Annotated in this window: 21 protein-coding genes and 1 tRNA gene; 17 read left to right on the top strand and 5 right to left on the bottom strand. The window is 56.2% G+C overall.

Going from position 1 to position 21,857, the window contains the following annotated elements:
- Positions 1-58 precede the first annotated feature (58 nt).
- Positions 59-817 (bottom strand): hydroxyacylglutathione hydrolase, encoded by a 759-nt coding sequence (gene gloB, locus O1722_RS18800; RefSeq protein ID WP_033487742.1) that lies wholly within the window; start codon positions 815-817, stop codon positions 59-61.
- A 32-nt stretch (positions 818-849) separates the two neighbouring features.
- On the opposite strand from gloB, the gene O1722_RS18795 reads away from it, so the two are divergent.
- Positions 850-1,566 carry a class I SAM-dependent methyltransferase gene (locus tag O1722_RS18795; RefSeq protein ID WP_017383714.1) on the top strand — a complete coding sequence of 239 codons (717 nt, stop codon included), beginning with the start codon at positions 850-852 and terminating at the stop codon, positions 1,564-1,566.
- On the opposite strand, the gene rnhA is transcribed toward O1722_RS18795, so the two are convergent.
- Positions 1,567-2,145 carry a ribonuclease HI gene (gene rnhA, locus O1722_RS18790; RefSeq protein WP_160840538.1) on the bottom strand — a complete coding sequence of 193 codons (579 nt, stop codon included), beginning with the start codon at positions 2,143-2,145 and terminating at the stop codon, positions 1,567-1,569.
- Between rnhA and dnaQ the strand changes: the two genes are divergently transcribed.
- From dnaQ to O1722_RS18745, 9 genes are all read left to right on the top strand, one after another.
- Positions 2,099-2,830, top strand: a complete 732-nt coding sequence (dnaQ, locus tag O1722_RS18785) for a DNA polymerase III subunit epsilon (protein WP_072203252.1) — start codon at positions 2,099-2,101, stop codon at positions 2,828-2,830. The genes rnhA and dnaQ overlap by 47 nt on opposite strands.
- A gap of 132 nt (positions 2,831-2,962) precedes the next feature.
- Positions 2,963-3,039: transfer RNA gene (locus tag O1722_RS18780), tRNA-Asp, on the top strand.
- 387 nt (positions 3,040-3,426) lie between these two features.
- On the top strand, positions 3,427-4,146 hold the full coding sequence (locus O1722_RS18775; protein ID WP_015571386.1) for a FadR/GntR family transcriptional regulator: 720 nt from the start codon (positions 3,427-3,429) through the stop codon (positions 4,144-4,146).
- A complete protein-coding gene (locus tag O1722_RS18770) occupies positions 4,143-5,156 on the top strand; it encodes an ABC transporter ATP-binding protein (RefSeq protein WP_033487740.1) in 1,014 nt (337 codons plus the stop codon). The genes O1722_RS18775 and O1722_RS18770 overlap by 4 nt, the downstream gene beginning before the upstream one ends.
- Positions 5,153-6,235: an ABC transporter ATP-binding protein gene (locus tag O1722_RS18765; RefSeq protein WP_015571384.1), complete on the top strand. Its 1,083-nt coding sequence runs from the start codon at positions 5,153-5,155 to the stop codon at positions 6,233-6,235. The genes O1722_RS18770 and O1722_RS18765 overlap by 4 nt, the downstream gene beginning before the upstream one ends.
- A gap of 2 nt (positions 6,236-6,237) precedes the next feature.
- Entirely contained in the window at positions 6,238-7,752 is a 1,515-nt protein-coding gene (locus O1722_RS18760) for an ABC transporter substrate-binding protein (RefSeq protein WP_072203255.1), read from the top strand.
- 18 nt (positions 7,753-7,770) lie between these two features.
- The gene (locus O1722_RS18755; RefSeq protein ID WP_015571382.1) at positions 7,771-8,712 is read left to right on the top strand and encodes an ABC transporter permease; all 942 of its coding nucleotides are present in this window, start codon (positions 7,771-7,773) and stop codon (positions 8,710-8,712) included.
- A 2-nt stretch (positions 8,713-8,714) separates the two neighbouring features.
- On the top strand, positions 8,715-9,590 hold the full coding sequence (locus O1722_RS18750; protein ID WP_032671407.1) for an ABC transporter permease: 876 nt from the start codon (positions 8,715-8,717) through the stop codon (positions 9,588-9,590).
- 9 nt (positions 9,591-9,599) lie between these two features.
- Positions 9,600-11,201: a gamma-glutamyltransferase family protein gene (locus O1722_RS18745; protein ID WP_033487738.1), complete on the top strand. Its 1,602-nt coding sequence runs from the start codon at positions 9,600-9,602 to the stop codon at positions 11,199-11,201.
- A gap of 85 nt (positions 11,202-11,286) precedes the next feature.
- Here the strand turns inward: O1722_RS18745 and O1722_RS18740 are convergent, their stop codons facing one another.
- The gene (locus tag O1722_RS18740) at positions 11,287-12,057 is read right to left on the bottom strand and encodes an amidohydrolase (protein WP_017383119.1); all 771 of its coding nucleotides are present in this window, start codon (positions 12,055-12,057) and stop codon (positions 11,287-11,289) included.
- A 107-nt stretch (positions 12,058-12,164) separates the two neighbouring features.
- Complete coding sequence (gene fadE, locus O1722_RS18735) at positions 12,165-14,609, bottom strand: acyl-CoA dehydrogenase FadE (protein WP_032647334.1); 2,445 nt, start codon at positions 14,607-14,609, stop codon at positions 12,165-12,167.
- A 239-nt stretch (positions 14,610-14,848) separates the two neighbouring features.
- On the opposite strand from fadE, the gene lpcA reads away from it, so the two are divergent.
- Positions 14,849-15,427 (top strand): D-sedoheptulose 7-phosphate isomerase, encoded by a 579-nt coding sequence (gene lpcA / locus O1722_RS18730; protein WP_003863232.1) that lies wholly within the window; start codon positions 14,849-14,851, stop codon positions 15,425-15,427.
- A 48-nt stretch (positions 15,428-15,475) separates the two neighbouring features.
- Positions 15,476-16,243: a class II glutamine amidotransferase gene (locus O1722_RS18725; RefSeq protein WP_017383120.1), complete on the top strand. Its 768-nt coding sequence runs from the start codon at positions 15,476-15,478 to the stop codon at positions 16,241-16,243.
- Here O1722_RS18725 and dpaA read toward each other — a convergent pair.
- A complete protein-coding gene (gene dpaA, locus O1722_RS18720) occupies positions 16,214-16,954 on the bottom strand; it encodes a peptidoglycan meso-diaminopimelic acid protein amidase (protein WP_006810008.1) in 741 nt (246 codons plus the stop codon). The two genes, O1722_RS18725 and dpaA, sit on opposite strands and share 30 nt — an antisense overlap.
- Positions 16,955-17,254: 300 nt before the next feature.
- Here dpaA and O1722_RS18715 point away from each other — a divergent pair, with 300 nt between their 5' ends.
- The 5 genes from O1722_RS18715 to nqrE are packed head-to-tail and all read left to right on the top strand — an operon-like array spanning position 17,255 to position 21,857.
- A complete protein-coding gene (locus O1722_RS18715; RefSeq protein WP_033487736.1) occupies positions 17,255-18,598 on the top strand; it encodes a Na(+)-translocating NADH-quinone reductase subunit A in 1,344 nt (447 codons plus the stop codon).
- 2 nt (positions 18,599-18,600) lie between these two features.
- Positions 18,601-19,836, top strand: a complete 1,236-nt coding sequence (locus tag O1722_RS18710; RefSeq protein ID WP_033487735.1) for an NADH:ubiquinone reductase (Na(+)-transporting) subunit B — start codon at positions 18,601-18,603, stop codon at positions 19,834-19,836.
- Positions 19,829-20,623 (top strand): Na(+)-translocating NADH-quinone reductase subunit C, encoded by a 795-nt coding sequence (locus O1722_RS18705; RefSeq protein ID WP_033487734.1) that lies wholly within the window; start codon positions 19,829-19,831, stop codon positions 20,621-20,623. The genes O1722_RS18710 and O1722_RS18705 overlap by 8 nt, the downstream gene beginning before the upstream one ends.
- Entirely contained in the window at positions 20,616-21,254 is a 639-nt protein-coding gene (locus tag O1722_RS18700; protein ID WP_003863219.1) for an NADH:ubiquinone reductase (Na(+)-transporting) subunit D, read from the top strand. The genes O1722_RS18705 and O1722_RS18700 overlap by 8 nt, the downstream gene beginning before the upstream one ends.
- A gap of 6 nt (positions 21,255-21,260) precedes the next feature.
- Entirely contained in the window at positions 21,261-21,857 is a 597-nt protein-coding gene (nqrE, locus tag O1722_RS18695; RefSeq protein WP_003863217.1) for an NADH:ubiquinone reductase (Na(+)-transporting) subunit E, read from the top strand.

Genomic DNA, 21,857 nt, shown 5'->3' with positions numbered 1-21,857 from the left:
ATAGTTGCTTAAAAGACGAGCGATGATAACGGCGAAATTTTGAAAAGGCAACCCGCAATTATCTGAAGTTATCTTTCTTTGACCTTAACCATGCAAATCGCGCTTCAGGTTGTAACAAATTTGTTTCTTGATTAATTTTATTAATTAAATCAACATCATCAGTTCTTAAAAATAAATTTATTTGTCGCTCATTTTTCAGAATTACGGGGAGTGTTTTTTGGTTTTTTGCACGTAACTCCTTCACTTTCTGGTAATAATCCTGAATCGCCCGATCCTCAGGCAGCACGCTTGCAGCAAACTTCATATTCCCTAATGTATACTCATGTGCGCAACAAATTACGGTTTCGGCTGGCAGCGCATTAATTTTTTGTAAAGATTGATACATCTGTTCTGGCGTGCCTTCAAACAGCCTTCCACAGCCGCCAGAAAACAGCGTGTCGCCACAAAACAGATAAGGTTTGCTGTAGAAACAGAGATGACCGGAAGTGTGACCTGGCGTAGCAAATACGGAAAACTCCCACCCGAGGATGAGGATACTTTCGCCTTCTTCAACAACTTGCGTCGTACCCTTATCCTGTGTCTCTGCTGGTCCGTAGACGAGTAGATGGGGATAGCGTGCAAGGAGATCGGGAACACCGCCGACATGATCGTGATGGTGATGGGTAAGGAGGATCGCCTCCGGCTGCCAGCCGTTTTCTTTAATCGCGTGCAGGATCGGTGCGGATTCGCCTGGATCAACAATGATGCATCTGCGATCGTCGTCGACTAAAACCCAGATGTAATTGTCCTGAAAGGCGGAAATACTGATAAGATTCATGCATTACCTCTTATAGCGTGGCGGGTGTTTTGATGAAACCGGCAAGGATACCTCAGACTGTCGCACCACCGGAACGTTGGGCAGAGTTGCCCTGGGGTGAATATTATCGCGAGGCCTTAGAACTTCAGCTTAAACCCTGGCTCGCGAAAATGTATGGTTTTCACCTGCTTAAGATTGGCAATCTGAGCGCAGAAATCAATACCGAAAGCTGCGCTATCTCGCATCAGGTTAGCGTATCGCTTAATGGCTCCCCGGTTCAGGTGAAAGCGGATCCGCTGCATTTGCCGTTTGCGGAAAAATCCATTGATGCCTGTCTGCTCGCCCACACGCTGCCCTGGTGCAGCGATCCCCATCGTCTGCTGCGGGAAGCCGACCGCGTTTTGATTGATGACGGCTGGCTGATCCTGAGCGGTTTTAATCCGCTGAGTCTGATGGGGCTACGTAAACTGACGCCCGTTCTGCGTCGCACGCCGCCTTATAACAGCAGGATGTTTACCATGATGCGCCAGCTGGACTGGCTTTCACTGTTAAATTTCGAAGTGCTAAGCTACGGGGGTTTTCAGGTCATCCCCTGGACGCGTAAAGGCGGGGTCTTATTAAGCACCCATTTACCCGCGCTGGGCTGCATGCAATTTATTGTCGCGCGTAAGAGGACGATCCCCCTTACGCTCAACCCGATGAAGCAAAGCAAATCAAAAACGCGGATCCGCCAGACCGTGGGGGCCACGCGGCAGTACAAAAAACCGTGATCAGGATTCAGGTTGATAACCTGCATCCTCATGGGTCGGGTTGGATGCCGCCGCGCGAGCCAGCTCGTCACAGCGTTCGTTTTCAGGATGACCGGCGTGCCCCTTTACCCACTCCCATTTGATTTCGTGCTGACCGAGGGCGGCATCAAGACGCTTCCAGAGATCGACATTCTTGACGGGTTTTTTCTCTGCCGTTTTCCAGCCCCGCTTTTTCCAGTTGTGGATCCATTGGGTAATGCCCTGGCGGACATACTGGCTGTCGGTACTCAGCACCACGTCACAATGTTCTTTTAACGCTTCCAGCGCCACGATGGCCGCCATCAACTCCATGCGGTTGTTGGTGGTCAGGAAATAGCCTTCACTAAATGTTTTTTCATGCTGGCGATAGCGCATAATGGCGCCATAGCCGCCGGGCCCTGGGTTACCGAGACAAGATCCATCGGTGAAAATTTCTACCTGTTTACGCATCTCTGGTAGACTTCCTGTATTTGAAACGTTCAGTAAAACGATAAGTCTGACATAAATGACCGCTATGAGCACTGCAATTACTCGCCAGATTGTTCTTGATACCGAAACCACCGGTATGAACCAGATTGGCGCCCACTACGAAGGGCACAAAATCATTGAGATTGGTGCCGTTGAAGTGGTGAACCGTCGCCTTACGGGCAACAACTTCCACGTTTACCTTAAACCCGATCGGCTGGTGGACCCGGAAGCGTTCGGCGTTCACGGAATTGCCGATGAGTTTTTGCTGGATAAGCCCACCTTTGCCGACGTCGCAGATGAATTTCTCGACTACATCAGAGGTGCGGAACTTGTCATTCATAACGCGTCGTTCGATATCGGCTTTATGGACTATGAGTTCAGCAAGCTCAACCGTGATATTCCGAAGACGAATACGTTCTGTAAAGTCACGGATAGCCTGGCGCTGGCAAGGAAGATGTTCCCCGGCAAGCGTAACAGCCTTGATGCCCTGTGCTCTCGCTATGAGATAGACAACACCAAGCGAACGCTGCACGGCGCGTTGCTCGATGCCCAGATCCTGGCCGATGTCTACCTGACCATGACCGGCGGGCAAACGTCGATGAAATTCAGTATGGAAAATGAATCCCAGCAGACGCGGGATGAAGGGGGAATTCAGCGCATTGTGCGTCAGACGAATCGCCTGCGGGTTGTTTTAGCCAGTGATGAAGAACTGATGAACCATGAATCTCGTCTCGATTTAGTGCAGAAGAAGGGCGGAAGCTGTCTGTGGCGCACGTGAAAATGTGCTGAGACGTTTGTTAAATCACCGTTTGGGTGAATTTTGCAGCAAACGATTCAAAACCTGAGAAAAAGCGTTGACGAGTTCAGAGGCAAACCGTAATATTCGCCTCGTTCCCCAAACGGGAACAGTGGAGCGGTAGTTCAGTCGGTTAGAATACCTGCCTGTCACGCAGGGGGTCGCGGGTTCGAGTCCCGTCCGTTCCGCCACTATTCAGAAAGCCTGAGTCAGAAATGATTCAGGCTTTCGTCGTTTTATAGTCCCTCGAATATTGTTTATTCCTCTTTTTATTTTTATTAACAAAAGGTTAATAAAAACGGTGCATTTTATTAACAATTGCACGATTTTAGTGCGTTATTTGCACTGTTTTTGTGCGTTTCTTGCCCATTCTCACCTTCGCGCCCATCTTCTTATGTAATGATTATGTAAAATAATTGGTAAGAAATCATTCGGTTACCGATCATTTTTCAGAAAATTAACGAACCAATACGCTATTGGTTCGTTAATTGCTTAATTACTAGCACGTTAAGTTCTGCGTCATATCAATAACTTATTATTAATAAAAATAAAGCAATGATGAAAGCGAGCGAACCAATATGGAAAAGCCTTCACGGTTTTTAGCTAATTCCAGTACCGCGCTTGAGCAGCTGCGCGGGCTTATCAACCAGCACGAGTCAACACCAGGCATTCCGCTGCCCACTGAACGTGAGCTGTCGGACACTCTCGGCGTAGGCCGACGTGAAGTGCGTCGCGCGCTGGACGTGCTGGAAGAGGAAGGGCGTATCTGGCGCAAGCAGGGCAAGGGTACCTTCATTGGTCCATCTGCCCCGGTTGAGCCGTTGGCGCTTCAGGGATTGGTTCAGCAAACCAACCTGTTGGAAGTCATGGAAGCTCGACTACAGCTCGAACCCGGCTTAGCCCGACTTGCGGCACTGCGTGCCACCAGGGAAAACCTCGCGCTCATGCAGCGTATGCTGGAACGCATTAATAAGGTCAGCCCGGATGACCGCGATCTCAACGAACTGTGGGATAGCGCCTTCCACCGCGCCATTGCGGAGGCAGCAGGTAACCGCCTGATGCTTGGGCTTTTTGATGCGATAGATGCCGTCCGCCGGGAGCCTGGCTGGCAGCATTTACGCGAACTTGCCCGCACCCCTGAACGTGTCGATAGCTACAACGACCACCATCACAAAATCATGTCAGCGATTATTCATCGCCAGCCTAATGAAGCAGCTGCCGCCATGCGCGAACACCTGCTCAGCCTGCAAACCGCCCTGATTCAGGCTATCCACCTTGAGGACGATTCCACGCTATGACGACGATACCCTTTAAGGACTCCACGCCCGTACTGCGGCTGCAAAACCTCAACGTTAAATTCGCGGGCTCGCCGGTGAGCGTGCTCGACGATATCTCGCTGACGGTCAGGGCGGGAGAAACGCTGGCGCTGGTAGGCGAGTCCGGCTGCGGTAAAAGCATCACTTCCCTGGCGCTGATGGGGTTATTACCTGCCAGCGCCCGGATCGTCAGCGGAGAGATGAATTTCCGCCGCCAGGATCTGCGCAAGCTCTCGCCGCGGGAGTATGCCGATCTGCGCGGCAGCGAGCTGGCGATGATATTCCAGGAGCCCATGACCTCGCTCAACCCGGCCTTCACGCTTGGCGATCAGCTCAGTGAAGCGGTGATGCGCCATCAAACGATCTCCCGGGCTGAGGCGATGACGGTTGCGCTACAGATCCTGGAGAAGGTGCAGATCCCGGCAGCAGAGATGCGCCTTAAGGCTTACCCGCATCAGCTTTCCGGCGGTATGCGCCAGCGCGTGATGATTGCGATGGCGCTGATAAACCATCCCAAACTACTCATTGCTGACGAACCCACTACCGCTCTGGACGTGACCATTCAGGCGCAAATTCTCTCCCTGCTCAATACTTTAAAAGAAGAAACGGGCACGGCGGTGCTGATGATCACCCACGATTTAGGCGTGGTGGCTGAAGTCGCGCAGCAGGTGGCGGTGATGTATGCCGGACAGGTAGTGGAGCAGGGGTGTGTTGAAGCCCTGTTTGCCGATCCGCAGCACCCCTATACCATTGGCCTTATGGGTTCCCTTCCTTCTATGGGTGCGCGTAAAGACCAGCTATCAACTATTCCCGGATCGGTCCCGCTGCCGGAATCCATGCCTCAAGGCTGCCGCTTTGCCACCCGATGTCCCTTCGCGCAGACGCGCTGTCATGCTGAAAAACCACCGCTCACTACGCTCGGTACGGGCCATCAGGTTGCCTGCTTCCGCGTGCCGCTCGAACACCACATTGCCCTGGGAGAGACCGCATGACTATGCCCATTCTTGAAGCCCGCGATCTGAGCAAGCTTTTCCCCGGCCCGAAAAAACTGTTTACGCCGGCCCGCTTTGTCACCGCTGTCGACCGAGTTTCGATGTCGGTGATGCCTGGCGAAACGCTGGCAATTGTCGGCGAGTCGGGTTCCGGGAAATCCACCCTTGGTCGTCTGCTGCTGCGCCTGCTGGGCGCCAGCGAAGGGCGGGTATTTTATCAGGGTGAGGAGATCACCCACGCCTCGGGCGCCCGTCTGAACCAGCTCCGGCGTGAGCTACAGATCATCTTTCAGGATCCCTTCGCTTCGCTGAACCCGCGCATGACGGTGGAGCAAATTGTCGGTGAGCCGCTGTGGCTGCATCAGAACATGAAAAAAACGGATCGCCAGTACCGCGTCTCCGAGCTACTCAGGACGGTCGGCTTGCCCTCAGCCTGGGCCGGGCGTTATCCACACGAATTTTCCGGCGGGCAGCGCCAGCGTATCGGCATTGCGCGCGCGCTGGCATCAGGCCCAAAGCTGCTGCTGGGTGATGAGCCGGTTTCTGCGCTGGACGTTTCCGTTCAGGCACAGGTGGTTAATTTACTGGAAAGCCTGAAGCACCAGTTGGGGCTAACGATGGTGATCGTCGCCCACGGGCTGGCGGTTATCCGTCATATGAGCGACCGCGTGGCGGTAATGTATCTTGGGCAAATCGTCGAGCTGGCCACCGTCGACGACATCTTCGACGCACCGTTGCATCCTTATACCCAGGCGTTGATTGCCTCAGCGCCGCAAATGCAGCCAGGCGTAGCGCGGGATACGCCGCTGTTGCAGGGTGATTTACCGAACCCGGCTAACCCGCCGTCCGGCTGCCGTTTCCACACCCGTTGCCCCTACGTTACAGATGAATGCCGCCAGATCGAGCCGATTAATCAGGTGCTCGACGGCGGACGTCAGGTTGCCTGCCATCGCTGGCAGGAGATCAATCGCGATCGCAGCGTTATCCAGATCGCACCGCCATCCGCCGCTTTTCTGCGCCGCCGCGCGCTGTTTGAACACGCGGCCACTCACTCCTCCCTTCCTTCAAGGAACTCATGATAATGACAATGCGTAATTCTCTTTTGACCGTACTGGGAAGTGTTATGTTGCTTGGCGCGGCGCTGCCCGCCCATTCTGAAAGCGTGCTGCGGATCGGCCTGGGGGCCGACCCGGATATGCTCGACCCGCATCTGGCGCGCACCTACTATGGCCGTTTCGTGTTTGCCTCCCTGTGCGACAGGCTGGTGGACGTCGACGAGCACCTGAAAGTGGTGCCGGGTCTGGCAAAATCCTGGGCCTGGAGCGAAGATGGCAAAACGCTGACTATGGATCTACGCAAAGGTGTGACCTTCCACGACGGTGAAAAATTTGATGCCGCTGCGGCAAAATACAACCTCGACCGCGCCCTGACCCTCAAAGGCTCCCTGCGTAAAAGCGAGATCTCATCCGTTGAATCGGTCGAGGTCACCGGCCCGATGCAGATTGCGCTGCACCTGAAAACACCGGATGCCGCGCTGCTAATGCAGCTCACCGACCGCGCGGGCGCGATGATGGCACCCGATGCGGCGAAAAAGCCTGACTTTGCCGCCCATCCCGTCTGCTCCGGTCCATACAAATTCGACAGCCGCGTGTCGCAGGACCGCATCGTTCTGACCCGCTTCGACAACTACTGGAACAAAGACGCCTATCACTTCGACAAAATCATCTATCTGCCGATCCCGGATGCCTCCGTGCGTCTCGCGAACCTGCGCGCGGGCGATCTTGACCTGACCGAGGGCATTGCCGCCAGCGACGTCAAAACCGTCGAAGCCGACAGCAAGCTGGCGCTGGCGAAGGTCACCGGTCTGGGCTATCAGGGGATCACCTTCAATATTAACAACGGCAAGGTGCCGGCCAACGATCCGTTCAAAGATGCCCGCGTGCGCGAGGCATTTTCTCAGGCAATCGATCGCGATGCCTTAAACCAGGTGGTCTTTGAAGGGCTCTACACCCCGGCAAATCAGGCGTTTTCACCGGTCAGCCCGTACCACGTTAACCTGCCGGTCCCGCCGCGCGACGTCGATAAAGCCAAAGCGCTGCTGAAAGCCGCCGGTGTGACCACGCCGCTGAGCGTCAATCTGCTGGTGCCAAACAACCCAACCTCGCAGCAGGTGGGACAGGTATTGCAGGCGATGGTGGCAGAGGCGGGCTTTAACCTGAACCTGCAAATGACCGAGTTCGCCACGCTGCTGGATCGCCAGCAGAGCGGTGACTACCAGTTGAGCTTCTCCGGCTGGTCGGGGCGCCCGGATCCGGATGGCAGCATTTACGGCTTTATCAACAGTAAAGGCACCCTGAACGACGGCCGCTACAGTAACGCGCAGATCGATGAATGGCTGACTCAGGCGCGTCAGAGCACCGACCAGGCCGCACGCCAGCCGCTGTACGACAAGGTGGTGAAGCAACTCCAGACCGACATGCCGATTGCCTACCTCTACTTCGAGCCGCGCATTTTTGGCCTGAACAAAAGCGTGCAGGGCTTTAAGCCGTACCCGGACGGCATCGTGCGTCTGGCCGGTTTGACGCTGGCAAAATAAACGTCCTGAGGAGAACCCATGCTGGAACTGATTTGCAAACGTCTGCTGCTGGCCGTCCCGACGCTATTGCTGGTGAGCATGATGGTGTTCGGGCTGCAAAAGCTGCTGCCCGGCGACCCGCTGATCGCCATGGCCGGGGAGGAGCGCGATCCGGCGGTCATTGCCCAACTGCGTGCTGAGCTTAATCTGGATGCGCCGATCCCCGTGCAGTATTTCCATTGGCTAACGCGCGCGCTGCAGGGCGATCTGGGCGTCTCCTTGCGCACGCATGAACCGGTCACGCAGCTGATTGCCAGCAAGCTGCCGGTCACGCTGGAGCTCTCTCTGCTGGCGATGATCATCGCGCTGGTGTTTGGCATCAGCATGGGGATCCTTGCGGCGGTGAATAAAAACAGCTGGGTCGATCATGGGGCGAACTTTGTGGCGATCTCGGGGATATCAATTCCGCACTTCTGGCTGGGGATCCTGCTGATTCTGGTCTTTTCGGTGAACTTGCAATGGTTACCTGCGTCCGGTTATGTGCCATTCAGTGAAGATCCGATCCAGAACCTGCGCACGCTGCTGCTACCCGCGTCCGTGCTCGGAACCGGACTGGCGGCGACGCTGATGCGCCATACCCGTGCGTCGATGATTGCAGTGCTGAAAGCGGATTACATCCGCACCGCGCGCGCTAAGGGGCTGCTGCCGAAAGCAGTGATCCTGAAGCACGCCTTTCGCAACGCGCTGGTGCCTGTAATCACCCTCACCACGCTTCTGTTCGGCGAGCTACTGGGCGGCGCGGTGCTGACCGAGCAGGTCTTCACCATTCCGGGCTTTGGCAAAATGATCGTCGACTCGGTGTTCAATCGTGACTATGCGGTGGTGCAGGGCGTGGTGCTGATCGTGGCGATCGGCTTCCTGATGCTCAATCTGCTGGCCGACGTGCTCTACGTCCTTATCAACCCGAAAATGCGAGGTTAACCATGGCGGAACTGACGACGCAAACCGTTGCCCCCACGCTGCCGCGCGCGCAGAACCGGGTGCTGAAGAAATTTCTCGGCAATAAAAGCGCGGTGATTGGCGCGCTTGTGGTGGGCTTTTTTGTCCTGGTGGCGCTGCTGGCGCCGTGGATCGCCCCCTTCGACCCGGTCAAAGCCAACTTCCTGGCGGTGCGCAAAGCGCCGTCGGCGATGTACTGGTTCGGCACCGACGAGCTGGGGCGTGACATCTTATCCCGCATTATTTGGGGGGCGCGCACCTCGCTGATGGCGGGCTGTATGTCGGTCATTATTGCCGTGGTCATCGGCGTGCCGCTGGGGCTGGTGGCGGGCTACTTCCAGAAGATGTGGGACGGCGTGATCTCGCGCTTTATTGAGGCCTTGCTGGCCTGTCCGTTCCTGATCATGGCGATCGCGCTGGGGGCATTTTTGGGCCCAAGCCTGACGAATGCGATGATCGCCATTGGTCTCTCGGCAATGCCGATTTTCGCCCGGCTGACGCGCGGCCAGGTGATCGCCATTCGCAACGAAGAGTATATCGACGGCGCGCGGGCGATTGGCCTGCCGGATCGCTGGATCATCATTAAATATGTCCTGCCAAACGTGATGTCGCCGATCCTCGTGCAGGCCACGCTGGCGATCGCCTCGGCGATTATCGCCGAAGCCAGCCTGTCGTTTTTGGGGCTGGGACAGCAGCCGCCAAATCCGTCCTGGGGCTCCATGCTCAACACCGCGAAAGGGTTTCTGGAGCAGGCTCCGTGGATGTCCATTTTCCCCGGCGTGGCGATTTTCCTTGCCGTGCAGGGCTTTAATCTACTCGGCGACGGGCTGCGCGATGCGCTCGATCCGCGCCACGACTAAGGAGTCATGATGACCAAAGCGCTTGATTTTACGTCCGGTTACGATTCACGCCGCCCGCCGATGCTGGGCCATAACGCGGTTGCCACGTCGCAGCCGCTGGCGGCGCAGGCGGGGATGAAGATGCTGCAACTGGGCGGCAATGCCGTCGATGCAGCCATTGCCACCGCGATGGCGCTGACGGTGGTTGAGCCGACCGGCAACGGGATCGGCAGCGACGCCTTTGCCATCGTCTGGGACGGTGAAAAGCTTCACGGCCTCAACGCATCAGGCCGCTCGCCGGCCAGCTGGCATGCGGATCTGTTTGCCGGAAAAAGCGCAGTGCCGGAAATTGGCTGGGACGCGGTGACCGTGCCGGGAGCGGTATCCGGCTGGGTCGCGCTGGCGGAGCGCTTCGGCACGCTGCCGCTGACCACGCTGGCGCAGCCTGCCATTGACTACGCGCGCAACGGCTTTCCCGTCTCGCCGCTGATTGGTCATCTCTGGCAGCGAGGCTATAGCAAGCTGAAAGATCAGCCGGGCTTCAGCGCCTGCTTCGCGCCGGAAGGCCGCGCCCCGCGCGTGGGGGAAATCTTCCGTAACCCGGCGCAGGCCAGCTCGCTGGAGCTGATTGCGAAAACTAACGGTGACGCGTTTTACCGCGGCGAGCTGGCGCAGAAAATTGCCGCCTTTGCCAAAGAACACGGTGCGCATCTGACGGCAGAGGATCTGGCAAACCACCGCGTGGACTGGGTAGACCTGCTGTCGCGCGACTTCGCGGGCGGTTCGGTGCAGGAGCTGCCGCCTAACGGTCAGGGGATCGCCACGCTGATTGCGCTCGGCATTCTTGAGCAGTGCGGCATTGAGAAGCATCACCCGGATTCCGTGCAGTCTCTTCATCTCTCCATCGAGGCGATGAAGCTGGCGCTGGCGGATCTCGACCGCTACGTTGCGGATGAAGAACATATGGCGTTCGCGGCAAAAGAGCTGCTGAGTGACCATTACCTGAAGTCGCGCGCCGCGCTTATCAACCACGATAGCGCCTCTGATTTTGTGTACGGATCGCCGACGCAGAGCGGGACTGTTTACGTCAGCACCGCGGATGCGAGTGGGATGATGGTCTCGTTTATTCAGTCCAACTATATGGGATTCGGTTCAGGGATCGTGGTGCCGGATACCGGGATCAGCCTGCAAAACCGGGGCTGCGGCTTTGTGCTGGATCCTGCGCACCCGAACGCGCTGGCGGGCAGCAAGCGCCCGTTCCACACCATCATTCCGGGATTTGCGATGGACGGCAACGGCAAGCCGCTGATGTCCTTCGGCGTGATGGGCGGCCCGATGCAGGCGCAGGGGCACATGCAGATGGCGCTGCGCATTATGCTGCACGGGCAAAACCCGCAGGCGGCAATCGATGCACCGCGCTGGCGCGTGGTGCAGGGCAGGGAGGTGATCGTCGAATCAACGTTCGATCGCAATACTATCGCGGCGCTGCGCGAGCGCGGGCATCAGATCGTGGTGGAAGATCCGCTTCAGGATTATAACTTCGGCGGTGCGCAGGTGATTTACCGTATGCCGGAAGGGCACTACGTGGCCGCGACGGAAAGCCGCAAAGACGGGCAGGCGCTGGTGAGTTAATTAACGCCCGGTGGCGCTGCGCTTACCGTGCCTACGCTGTGCTTTTTGTAGGCCGGGTAAGGCGCAGCCGTCACCCGGCTTTTTTTCAACCAATGCTAAACGGATCTGCATCCTGCCAGGCCGGAAACTTCTCCCGATACTCCTTTAACGCCGTTAACGAGATCTCAGCGTCAATTCGTGTTGCCTGATGCGGCTCGGCGGTGGCAATAATCTCACCCTGCGGACTTATCACCCGGCTGTCACCGCGATAGTGATGCCCGTTGCCGTCCGTTCCCACGCGGTTACAGCCAACGACATAAGCCTGATTTTCAATCGCGCGCGCGGTCAGTAAAGCCTGCCAGTGCAGGGAGCGTGGGGCGGGCCAGTTGGCGACGTACAACGCCAGGTCATAATCGTTGCGGTTGCGCGACCACACCGGGAAGCGCAGGTCATAGCAGACCAGCGGCAGAATACGCCAGCCGCGCCATTCAAATACCACGCGTTCGCTTCCGGCTTCATAATGTTGATGTTCATCCGCCATGCGGAACAGGTGGCGCTTATCGTAGAAATGGACTTTTCCTTCCGGCTCAACCAGCAGGAAGCGGTTGACCGGTCCGCGCCCGGTCTGGAGTGCGACGCTACCGGCAATCAGCGCATTTGTTTCCTGCGCCCTGGCGTGCATCCAGGCCACCACCTCGTCCTGCGGCATGGACTGTTTTGCTGCCTCCATCGCGAAACCTGTGGTAAACATCTCCGGCAGGACAATCACATCGCGTCCGGTAATCTCTTCCAGCTGGCGATCAAAATGGCGAAGGTTGGCGGGGCCGTCCATCCACACTAAAGGTTGCTGCAAAACAGAAATCTTTAAACCAGGCACGATACAGGCTCCTTAATAAACACTTTTTGACACTGTAGCACGTCATTACCAGAAAATGTGGCAATAAAAAACCCCGCGCGGGGCGGGGTTTGTGGGAGCAAAAGGCCTTATGCCGCTTCAGGTTTGCGGTGCTTCTCTGGCAGCTTTACCGGCTGTGTCGCCAGCTCTTCAGGTTCGAAATCATCCACATTAATACTGCGCAGACGGCTCTCTTCGGCTTTCACCAGAATCGCAGCTTCGCTGTTGTCGATGATGCCACCCGCCAGCGCCTGTTTTGCCAGCTCATCCAGTCGTGTAAACGGCAGGTTTTTGCCCAGCTGTTTGCAGATCTTCTGGTGAATCGGGTCGGCGGCCATCACGTCAAGCAGCGCCTCTTCCAGCAAACCTACCGGGTTATGCGGGGTAGGTGCCAGATATTGACCCCGACCAATACGAGAGCGGGTTGCGCTTGGTACCTGGAGGATTTTTGCCACTTTGTGATCCAGCTTGTCGGACGGCGCCAGGTGATGACGACCGGTCGGGAAGATCACCGCGCGCAGGGCACCCGCTACGAAGCGGTTCGGGAAGTTCGCCAGCAGATCGTCAATCGCCTGTTCGGCCTGATACATCGCATCCTGAACGCCCCAGTGCACCAGCGGCAGATCCGCTTCCTGACGGCCTTCATCGTCGTAGCGTTTCAGCACCGCAGAGGCCAGGAAGATCTGGCTCAGCACATCACCCAGACGGGCGGAGATGCGTTCGCGACGCTTCAGGCTACCGCCCAGCACCGCCATGGAAACGTCAGACAGCAGAGCCAGGTTGGCGCTCAGACGGTTCAGGTGCTGGTAGTAACGTTTGGTCGCATCGCCGGTTGGCGTCGCGCTGGTCAGCCCGCGCGTCAGGCCCAGCCAGAAGCTGCGCACCTTGTTGCTGCCGACGTGACCGATATGTTTGAACAGCAGTTTGTCGAAGGCATCCACATCATTATTCTGCGCGGCAGCCATCTCTTCCAGCACGTACGGATGGCAACGAATCGCACCCTGGCCGAAGATCATCATGCTGCGGGTCAGGATGTTTGCCCCTTCCACGGTGATGGCAATCGGCGCACCCTGATAGCCGCGCGCCAGGAAGTTGCCTTCGCCGAGCATGATACCTTTACCGCCTGCGATATCCATTGCATCAATAATTGACTGCTGTGCGCGGTGGGTACAGTGATACTTCACAATCGCTGACAGCACGGCGGGTTTTTCGCCCAGCATAATGCCGTAGGTAATCAGCGAGGCTGCGGCGTCCATCACGTAGGCATTGCCCGCAATACGCGCCAGCGGCTCTTCGATACCTTCCATCTTGCCGATGGAGATTTTGAACTGACGGCGGATATGCGCGTAAGCCCCAATCCCCATCGCCACCGATTTCAGACCGCCTGTTGAGTTCGACGGCAGGGTAATGCCGCGGCCCACAGACAGACATTCCACCAGCATACGCCAGCCCTGCCCGGCCATTTTCGGGCCACCGATGATGTAGTCAATCGGGACAAAGATATCCTGACCGCGGGTAGGACCGTTCTGGAAGGGTACGTTCAGCGGGAAGTGACGGCGACCAATTTCAACGCCCGGAGTCGAGGTTGGGATCAGCGCACAGGTAATACCCAGCTCTTCTTCACCGCCCAGCAGTTTTTCCGGGTCAGAGAGTTTGAACGCCAGGCCCAGCACCGTGGCGATAGGTGCGAGGGTGATATAACGTTTGTTCCAGGTCAGGCGCATGCCCAGCACCTGCTGGCCCTGCCATTCGCCCATGCAAACCACGCCGGTATCAGGGATTGCGCCGGCATCGGAGCCCGCTTCGGGGCTGGTCAGCGCGAAGCACGGAATTTCCTGACCACGCGCCAGACGCGGCAGGTAGTGATCTTTCTGCTCTTCTGTACCGTAATGCTGTAACAGCTCGCCCGGGCCTAAGGAGTTTGGCACGCCAACGGTGATCGCCAGGATCCCGGAGACACCCGCCAGTTTTTGCAGCACACGAGCCTGAGCGTAAGCGGAGAATTCCAGACCGCCGTACTCTTTCTTAATGATCATCGCGAAGAAGCGATGCTCTTTAAGGTATGCCCACAGCTCAGGCGGCAGGTCGGCCATTTCGTGAGTGATGGCAAAGTCGTTTGCCATGCGGCACGCTTCTTCTACCGGACCATCAATAAAGGCTTGTTCTTCGGCGGTCAGACGCGGCTGCGGATAGTTGTGAAGCTTTTTCCAGTCCGGGTTGCCCTGGAACAGATCGCCTTCCCACCAGGTCGTACCGGCGTCAATCGCTTCTTTCTCTGTACGCGACATCGGCGGCATCACTTTACGGAATCCCCTGAACACCGGCGCAGAGATCATCGACTTACGCATCGGCGTCAGGTTGAACGGCAGCAAAATGATGGCCAGGGGAACAAGGACCCAGATATTCCACAGGCCAGCGACGCCAAGTGCAGCCGTCCAGGCCAGAAGAATCAGGCTACTCAGGAATAAACTGACACGGTGATAGAACAACACACCGAGCAGCACAACGGTTGCGAGAATGCTCAAAATCATCATAAAGAAAAGCTCCCTTGCTTGTAGGAGGTCTGACCACTTGTGATGATATGGTTGTAGTTGATGTCATTTCCTTTAGCAATGTGTTTACAAAATAATTACAACCTGGTTCACATTGTTCGCGTTTTAGCCGGCACAAAAAATCAAAACGCCGGACGATTCGCATGGCTTTAGCTTCTCGCTTTTACTGCTATCCGGTACACTCCACTGTGTTATTTCATCAATACTGAAGGATTATCCTCATGTACCAGGATCTTATTCGTAACGAACTGAACGAAGCGGCGGAAACGCTGGCGAATTTTCTGAAAGATGATGCCAATATTCACGCTATTCAGCGCGCGGCGGTCCTGCTTGCCGACAGCTTCAAAGCCGGCGGTAAAGTGCTCTCCTGCGGTAACGGCGGTTCCCACTGTGACGCCATGCACTTCGCCGAAGAGCTGACCGGACGCTATCGTGAAAACCGTCCGGGCTACCCGGCGATTGCGATTTCCGACGTGAGCCACATCTCCTGTGTAGGCAACGACTTCGGTTACGACCATATCTTTTCCCGCTACGTTGAAGCCGTAGGCCGTGAAGGCGACGTGCTGCTGGGTATCTCCACGTCCGGTAACTCTGCTAACGTGATCAAAGCGATCGCCGCCGCGCGTGAGAAGGGCATGAAAGTGATCACCCTGACCGGGAAAGATGGCGGTAAGATGGACGGTACAGCGGACATTGAAATCCGTGTACCACACTTCGGTTATGCGGATCGCGTTCAGGAAATTCATATCAAAGTGATCCACATCCTGATCCAACTGATCGAAAAAGAGATGGTTAAGTAAGACTTCGCTGGGGGGCGCCGGTGCCCCCCGCTGTTGTGGAGGTGATCTATGTGCGAACTGCTCGGGATGAGCGCCAATGTGCCAACCGATATCTGCTTTAGTTTTACCGGGCTGGTTCAGCGCGGTGGAGGAACCGGGCCGCATAAAGACGGCTGGGGTATTACCTTCTACGAAGGCAAAGGATGTCGCACGTTTAAAGATCCACAACCCAGCTTTAACTCACCCATTGCCAGACTGGTGCAGGACTATCCTATTAAATCCTGTTCGGTGATCGCCCATATCCGCCAGGCAAATCGCGGCGAAGTGGCGCTGGAAAATACCCATCCGTTTACCCGTGAACTGTGGGGCCGTAACTGGACCTATGCGCACAACGGGCAGCTTTCGGGCTATAAGTCGCTGGAAACCGGCAATTTCCGTCCTGTCGGTGAAACGGACAGCGAAAAAGCATTTTGCTGGCTGCTGCACAAGCTGACCGAGCGCTACCCCCGTACGCCCGGCAACATGACCGCCGTTTTTAAGTACATAGCGTCACTGGCGTCTGAGTTACGCGAGAAGGGCGTCTTTAATATGCTGCTGTCTGACGGGCGCTACGTGATGGCGTTCTGCTCGACGAATCTGTTCTGGATCACCCGACGTGCACCGTTTGGCGTCGCCACGCTGCTCGATCAGGATGTGGAAATTGATTTTCAGAAGGAGACCACACCGAACGATGTGGTCACTGTCATTGCAACGCAGCCGCTGACCGGCAACGAAACCTGGCAAAAGATCATGCCAGGCGAGTGGGCGCTATTTTGTCTCGGGGACCGCGTAATTTGACGCCAGCTGCGGCTGAACCACTTCATGGCTGAGCGGTTTACTCACCACGTAACGGCCATTGACGATGGACACCACCGGCGGCTTATGGGTCTGCTCGAAGTAGTCATAGCCCGGTTTTAGCTGTTTCCAGAAATCTGTGTAAACAGAGTACTTATGGCGCGCCATGTTCGCATCCGTCATACGGAACGGATAGATGCTGACCTGAACATTCGGCTGGCCGAAGACCAGTGCGCCCGTGACAAACTGGAAGATTTCATCAATGCCGGAATCCGTCATCGCATAACAACCGACTGACACGCAGGCACCGTGAATCATCAGGTATTTCCCTTCGTAACCGTGCGCACGGTCGAAGGCATTGGGGAAACCGATGTTAATCGCTTTATAGAACCGGCTGTCCGGTTTTAGCTGGTTACGCTGAACGTTGTAAAACCCTTCCGGACTTTTGAAGTCACCCTGGCGCTGTTTCGGCCCCAGCCCGCCAGAATAGTTACAGATTTTGTAGCTATCGAGCAGCTGATACGTCTCGCCCATTTTGACAAACAGATCGAGTGTGCGCTCTTCCTTGAAGATTTGAATATAAACCGGGGATCCCATCAACTGCTGTTTATACTCTTTGCTGACCGGCGTCGTTGAACTATTACTGCCAAGCAGCCCGGCAAACGACATGCACGGTATCAGAAGCATCGCAATGAACAATGCGATTTTACGCATACTACTGGTTCCTTGATAAAACAATGACCAACTTGCCAGAACGGCAAAAGACACCCGAAATCAGACTAATCTGGACAGGAGCGCTCACATTAGCACCGATGGAGATTTTCGCAAGAGCCAACCTTTGCGTTTACAAATTAGTTTTACTTTATAACCCATTCATAATGTCCTGACTCCAGGAACTTTGCGCAATAGCTCGCATTTCGGCGCGCCAGACGGCGGATTTGCTGCCCCTGGCAGGGCCGAAAATGGTACACTCCGGCCTCTCTGGATTGTTGTTCATGGATACCTGCTAACCACATGTTTAGAATCAGAAAAGGACTCGATCTGCCAATCTCTGGCGTGCCTGAACAGCACGTCACCACCGGCGCCAGTATTCATCATGTCGCTATTGTAGGTGATGATTACGTGGGCATGCGTCCCGCGATGCTGGTACAGGAAGGCGATCGCGTAATAAAAGGTCAGGCGCTCTTCGAGGATAAAAAAAATCCTGGCGTTATGTTTACAGCCCCAGCCAGCGGCACCGTTGTCGCCATCCATCGTGGTGAGCGTCGCGTCCTGCAATCGGTTGTTATTCAAATTGAAGGCGATGAGAAACGCGAATTTGCGCGTTTTGACGCCGCCGATCTTGTCACCCTCAGCCACGACGCGGTGCAGACGCAACTGCTGGAGTCGGGACTGTGGACGGCGCTTCGCACGCGCCCCTATAGCAAAACGCCCGTGCCTGGCACTGTGCCGGCCGCTATCTTCGTCACGGCCATCGACACCAACCCGCTCAGCGCAGATCCGCAGCCTCTTATCCTGGCGGAACGAAACGCTTTCGATGCCGGCCTCACCGTGTTAACGCGCCTGACGCCGGGCAAAGTGCATGTCTGTCAGGCCAGCGGCGGTAAGCTGGGCGGGCATCCGCAAGGGCAGGTAGCCTTTAATGAATTTGCCGGCCCGCATCCGGCCGGGCTGGTGGGAACGCATATTCATTTCCTGGAGCCGGTAAGCCTGACGAAACAGGTCTGGCATCTTAATTATCAGGACGTGATCGCTATCGGTAAGCTGTTCACCACGGGTGAGCTGTGCGCAGAACGCATTATTGCCATCGGCGGCCCTCAGGCAACCCAACCGCGTCTGGTTCGCACGCTGCTTGGGGCGGACCTGACGGCGCTGTTGGCTGGCGAAACGAAAGAGGGTGAAAACCGTATTATTTCCGGTTCGGTGCTGAGCGGCAGGCACGCGACAGGCCCGATGGCCTGGCTGGGTCGTTTCCATCTTCAGGTGAGCGTTGTGCTTGAAGGACGCGAGAAAGAGCTGTTCGGCTGGGTACTGCCTGGTGCAGAAAAATACTCGGTAACGCGCACCACGCTCGGCCACTTCCTGCGTCGTAAGCTGTTTAACTTCTCCACCAGCACCAACGGCGGTGAGCGCGCCATGGTTCCGATTGGCAACTACGAACGCGTGATGCCGCTGGATATTCTGCCCACCGTGCTGCTACGCGATCTCCTGGCCGGCGATACCGACGGTGCCCAGGCGTTGGGCTGTCTGGAGCTGGACGAAGAAGATCTGGCGCTGTGTACCTACGTGTGTCCAGGTAAATACGAATATGGACCCGTATTGCGCGAGGTGTTAACCCGCATTGAGCAGGAAGGATAACCATGGGCTTAAAACACCTCTTTGAAAAAATTGAGCCGCACTTTACCGAAGGGAAGCTCAAAAAGTACTACCCGCTGTATGAAGCGACAACGACCATTTTCTACACGCCGGGTCTGGTGACGAAAGGCGCGGCGCACGTTCGCGACGCCATCGACCTCAAGCGAATGATGATTCTGGTCTGGTTTGCGGTCTTCCCGGCCATGTTCTGGGGGATGTATAACGTTGGGTTGCAAACTATTCCGGCGCTGCACCATATGTACAATGCAGAGCAGCTGGCGCAGGTGATTCAGTCTGACTGGCACTATCGTCTGGCGCAGTCGCTGGGGGTGAGCTTTGCGGCAGATGCCGGCTGGGTCAGCATGATGACGCTGGGCGCTGTCTTCTTCCTCCCTATCTATATGACTGTCTTTATCGTGGGCGGTTTCTGGGAGGTGCTGTTCGCTATTATTCGCAAACATGAGATCAACGAGGGCTTCTTTGTTACTTCTATTCTGTTTGCGCTGATTGTTCCGCCAACGCTGCCGCTCTGGCAGGCGGCGATGGGGATCAGCTTTGGCGTGGTGATTGCCAAGGAGATCTTCGGCGGGACCGGACGCAACTTCCTCAATCCGGCGCTGGCAGGGCGCGCGTTCCTGTTCTTTGCTTATCCGGCGCAAATCTCGGGCGACCTGGTGTGGACGGCAGCAGACGGATTCTCTGGCGCGACGCCACTTTCACAGTGGGCGGCTGGCGGCGGCGAAACGCTGGTCAATAATGCAACCGGACAGCCTGTCACCTGGTTTGATGCGTTTATCGGCAATATTCCAGGCTCCATCGGTGAAGTGTCTACCCTGATGATTTTGATCGGCGGGGCCATCATCCTCTTTGGCCGCGTGGCGTCCTGGCGCATTGTCGCAGGCGTCATGCTCGGGATGGTACTCACCGCCACGCTTTTCAACTTCATTGGTTCAGACACAAACCCGATGTTCTCCATGCCGTGGTACTGGCACCTCGTGCTGGGAGGCTTTGCGTTTGGCATGATGTTCATGGCCACCGATCCGGTCTCGGCTTCGTTTACCGACAGAGGTAAATGGTGTTACGGCGCGCTCATTGGGGTGATGTGTGTACTGATTCGCGTGGTCAACCCGGCTTATCCGGAAGGGATGATGTTGGCCATTCTGTTTGCCAATCTGTTTGCGCCGCTGTTCGACTACCTGGTCGTGCGCGCCAACATTAAGCGGAGGAAGGCGCGTGGCTGAGATCAAAAATAACGACAGCATCAGCAAAACGCTGCTGGTGGTGCTGGTACTGTGTCTGGTCTGTTCCATTGTCGTGGCCGGTTCTGCCGTAGGGTTAAAACCGCTACAGCAGGAGCAACGAGCGCTGGATAAACAGCGTAACATCCTGGCCGTGGCCGGGCTGATGCAGGAAGGCATGACGAAGGATGACGTCGCAGCGGTGTTTGCCGAACGTATTACCGCACGGCTGGTGGATTTAAAAACCGGGGAGTTAATGGATAAAGACCCGGCGAAATACAACCAGCCGCTGGCGCTAAAAGATCCGCAGATGAGCACCACGCTTGACGCCTCGCAGGATCCGGCAGGCATTAAGCGCCGCAGCAATGTCGCGGAGATTTACCTCGTCCGTGACGAGCAAAAGCGCATCCAGGAAATCGTGTTGCCCATCTATGGCAACGGTTTATGGTCAATGATGTACGCCTTTGTGGCGTTGGATACCGATGGTCGTACGGTGAAAGGCATTACTTATTACGATCAGGGCGAAACACCAGGGCTGGGGGGCGAAGTTGAGAACCCTAACTGGCGGGCACAGTTTGTTGGTAAAAAAGTGCTCGACGACAACGGCCAGCCTGCGCTGAAGGTGGTGAAAGGGGGCGCGCGTCCCGGCGATGAATTTGCCGTTGATGGCCTTTCCGGCGCCACGCTCACCTCTAACGGTGTGCAGCACAGCTTTGATTTCTGGATGGGTGAACTGGGCTTTGGTCCCTTCCTGAAGAATGTACGTGAAGGAGCGCTGAATAATGGCTGATACGGGTGAACTGAAAGAAGTTAAAAAGGTGCTGATTGGCCCGCTGTTAGCCAATAACCCGATAACGCTACAGGTGCTGGGGGTGTGCTCGGCGCTGGCGGTGACCACCAAGCTGGAAACGGCGGTGGTCATGACGCTGGCGGTAACGCTGGTGACAGCGTTTTCCAGCATGTTTATCTCAATGATCCGCCACCACATACCCAACAGCGTGAGGATCATCGTGCAGATGGCGATTATCGCCTCGCTGGTGATCGTGGTCGATCAGCTCCTGCGCGCCTTCGCCTATGAAACCTCAAAGCAGCTTTCGGTGTTTGTCGGCCTGATAATCACCAACTGCATCGTGATGGGGCGTGCTGAAGCCTATGCGATGAAAATGCCACCGCTGGCGAGCTTTATGGACGGTATTGGCAACGGCCTGGGTTACGGCGTGATCCTGTTGACGGTTGGTTTCCTGCGCGAACTTATTGGCAGCGGCAAGCTGTTTGGCATTCCGGTGCTGGATACGGTACAGAACGGCGGCTGGTATCTGCCGAACGGCCTGTTCCTGCTGGCCCCAAGCGCATTTTTCATTATCGGTTTGCTGATCTGGCTGATTCGTACGTTGAAGCCTGAACAGCAGGAAAAGGAGTAACCGACAATGGCTCATTACCTGAGTTTATTTGTGCGCGCGGTGTTTGTTGAAAACATGGCGCTCGCTTTCTTCCTGGGCATGTGTACGTTCCTTGCCGTTTCTAAAAAGGTATCGACGGCATTTGGTCTGGGCGTGGCAGTTACCGTTGTGCTGGGGCTTTCCGTTCCGATTAACAACCTGGTATTCAACTTCGTGCTGCGCGATGGCGCGCTGGTGGAGGGGGTTGATCTTAGCTTCCTGAACTTCATCACCTTTATCGGAGTGATTGCGGCGCTTGTTCAGATCCTGGAGATGATCCTCGATAAATACTTCCCGTCGCTGTACAACGCGCTGGGGATCTTCCTGCCGCTGATCGCCGTGAACTGCGCCATCTTCGGTGGCGTCTCGTTTATGGTTCAGCGCGATTACAACTTCAGTGAATCGGTTGTGTATGGCTTCGGTTCCGGTATCGGCTGGATGCTGGCGATTGTCACCATGGCGGGGATCCGTGAAAAAATGAAATATGCCAACGTACCTGCGGGGCTTCGTGGCTTAGGGATCACCTTTATCACCACCGGCCTGATGGCGTTGGGCTTTATGTCCTTCTCCGGTGTGCAGCTATAA

The organism is Enterobacter cloacae complex sp. HYC003_NIDB (genome assembly GCF_056673375.1).
The sequence above is the reverse complement of the archived record's forward strand: the minus strand, read 5'-3'. Positions and strand labels throughout refer to the sequence as shown.

Excerpts from the sequence above, each read along its gene's own strand:
- gloB (WP_033487742.1), bottom strand. The coding sequence starts at position 817 with ATGAATCTTATCAGTATTTCCGCCTTTCAGGACAATTACATCTGGGTT.
- O1722_RS18795 (WP_017383714.1), top strand. The coding sequence starts at position 850 with ATGAAACCGGCAAGGATACCTCAGACTGTCGCACCACCGGAACGTTGG.
- dnaQ (WP_072203252.1), top strand. The coding sequence starts at position 2,099 with ATGAGCACTGCAATTACTCGCCAGATTGTTCTTGATACCGAAACCACC.
- O1722_RS18775 (WP_015571386.1), top strand. The coding sequence starts at position 3,427 with ATGGAAAAGCCTTCACGGTTTTTAGCTAATTCCAGTACCGCGCTTGAG.
- O1722_RS18770 (WP_033487740.1), top strand. The coding sequence starts at position 4,143 with ATGACGACGATACCCTTTAAGGACTCCACGCCCGTACTGCGGCTGCAA.
- O1722_RS18765 (WP_015571384.1), top strand. The coding sequence starts at position 5,153 with ATGACTATGCCCATTCTTGAAGCCCGCGATCTGAGCAAGCTTTTCCCC.
- O1722_RS18760 (WP_072203255.1), top strand. The coding sequence starts at position 6,238 with ATGACAATGCGTAATTCTCTTTTGACCGTACTGGGAAGTGTTATGTTG.
- O1722_RS18755 (WP_015571382.1), top strand. The coding sequence starts at position 7,771 with ATGCTGGAACTGATTTGCAAACGTCTGCTGCTGGCCGTCCCGACGCTA.
- O1722_RS18750 (WP_032671407.1), top strand. The coding sequence starts at position 8,715 with ATGGCGGAACTGACGACGCAAACCGTTGCCCCCACGCTGCCGCGCGCG.
- O1722_RS18745 (WP_033487738.1), top strand. The coding sequence starts at position 9,600 with ATGACCAAAGCGCTTGATTTTACGTCCGGTTACGATTCACGCCGCCCG.
- fadE (WP_032647334.1), bottom strand. The coding sequence starts at position 14,609 with ATGATGATTTTGAGCATTCTCGCAACCGTTGTGCTGCTCGGTGTGTTG.
- lpcA (WP_003863232.1), top strand. The coding sequence starts at position 14,849 with ATGTACCAGGATCTTATTCGTAACGAACTGAACGAAGCGGCGGAAACG.
- O1722_RS18725 (WP_017383120.1), top strand. The coding sequence starts at position 15,476 with ATGTGCGAACTGCTCGGGATGAGCGCCAATGTGCCAACCGATATCTGC.
- dpaA (WP_006810008.1), bottom strand. The coding sequence starts at position 16,954 with ATGCGTAAAATCGCATTGTTCATTGCGATGCTTCTGATACCGTGCATG.
- O1722_RS18715 (WP_033487736.1), top strand. The coding sequence starts at position 17,255 with ATGTTTAGAATCAGAAAAGGACTCGATCTGCCAATCTCTGGCGTGCCT.
- O1722_RS18710 (WP_033487735.1), top strand. The coding sequence starts at position 18,601 with ATGGGCTTAAAACACCTCTTTGAAAAAATTGAGCCGCACTTTACCGAA.
- O1722_RS18700 (WP_003863219.1), top strand. The coding sequence starts at position 20,616 with ATGGCTGATACGGGTGAACTGAAAGAAGTTAAAAAGGTGCTGATTGGC.
- nqrE (WP_003863217.1), top strand. The coding sequence starts at position 21,261 with ATGGCTCATTACCTGAGTTTATTTGTGCGCGCGGTGTTTGTTGAAAAC.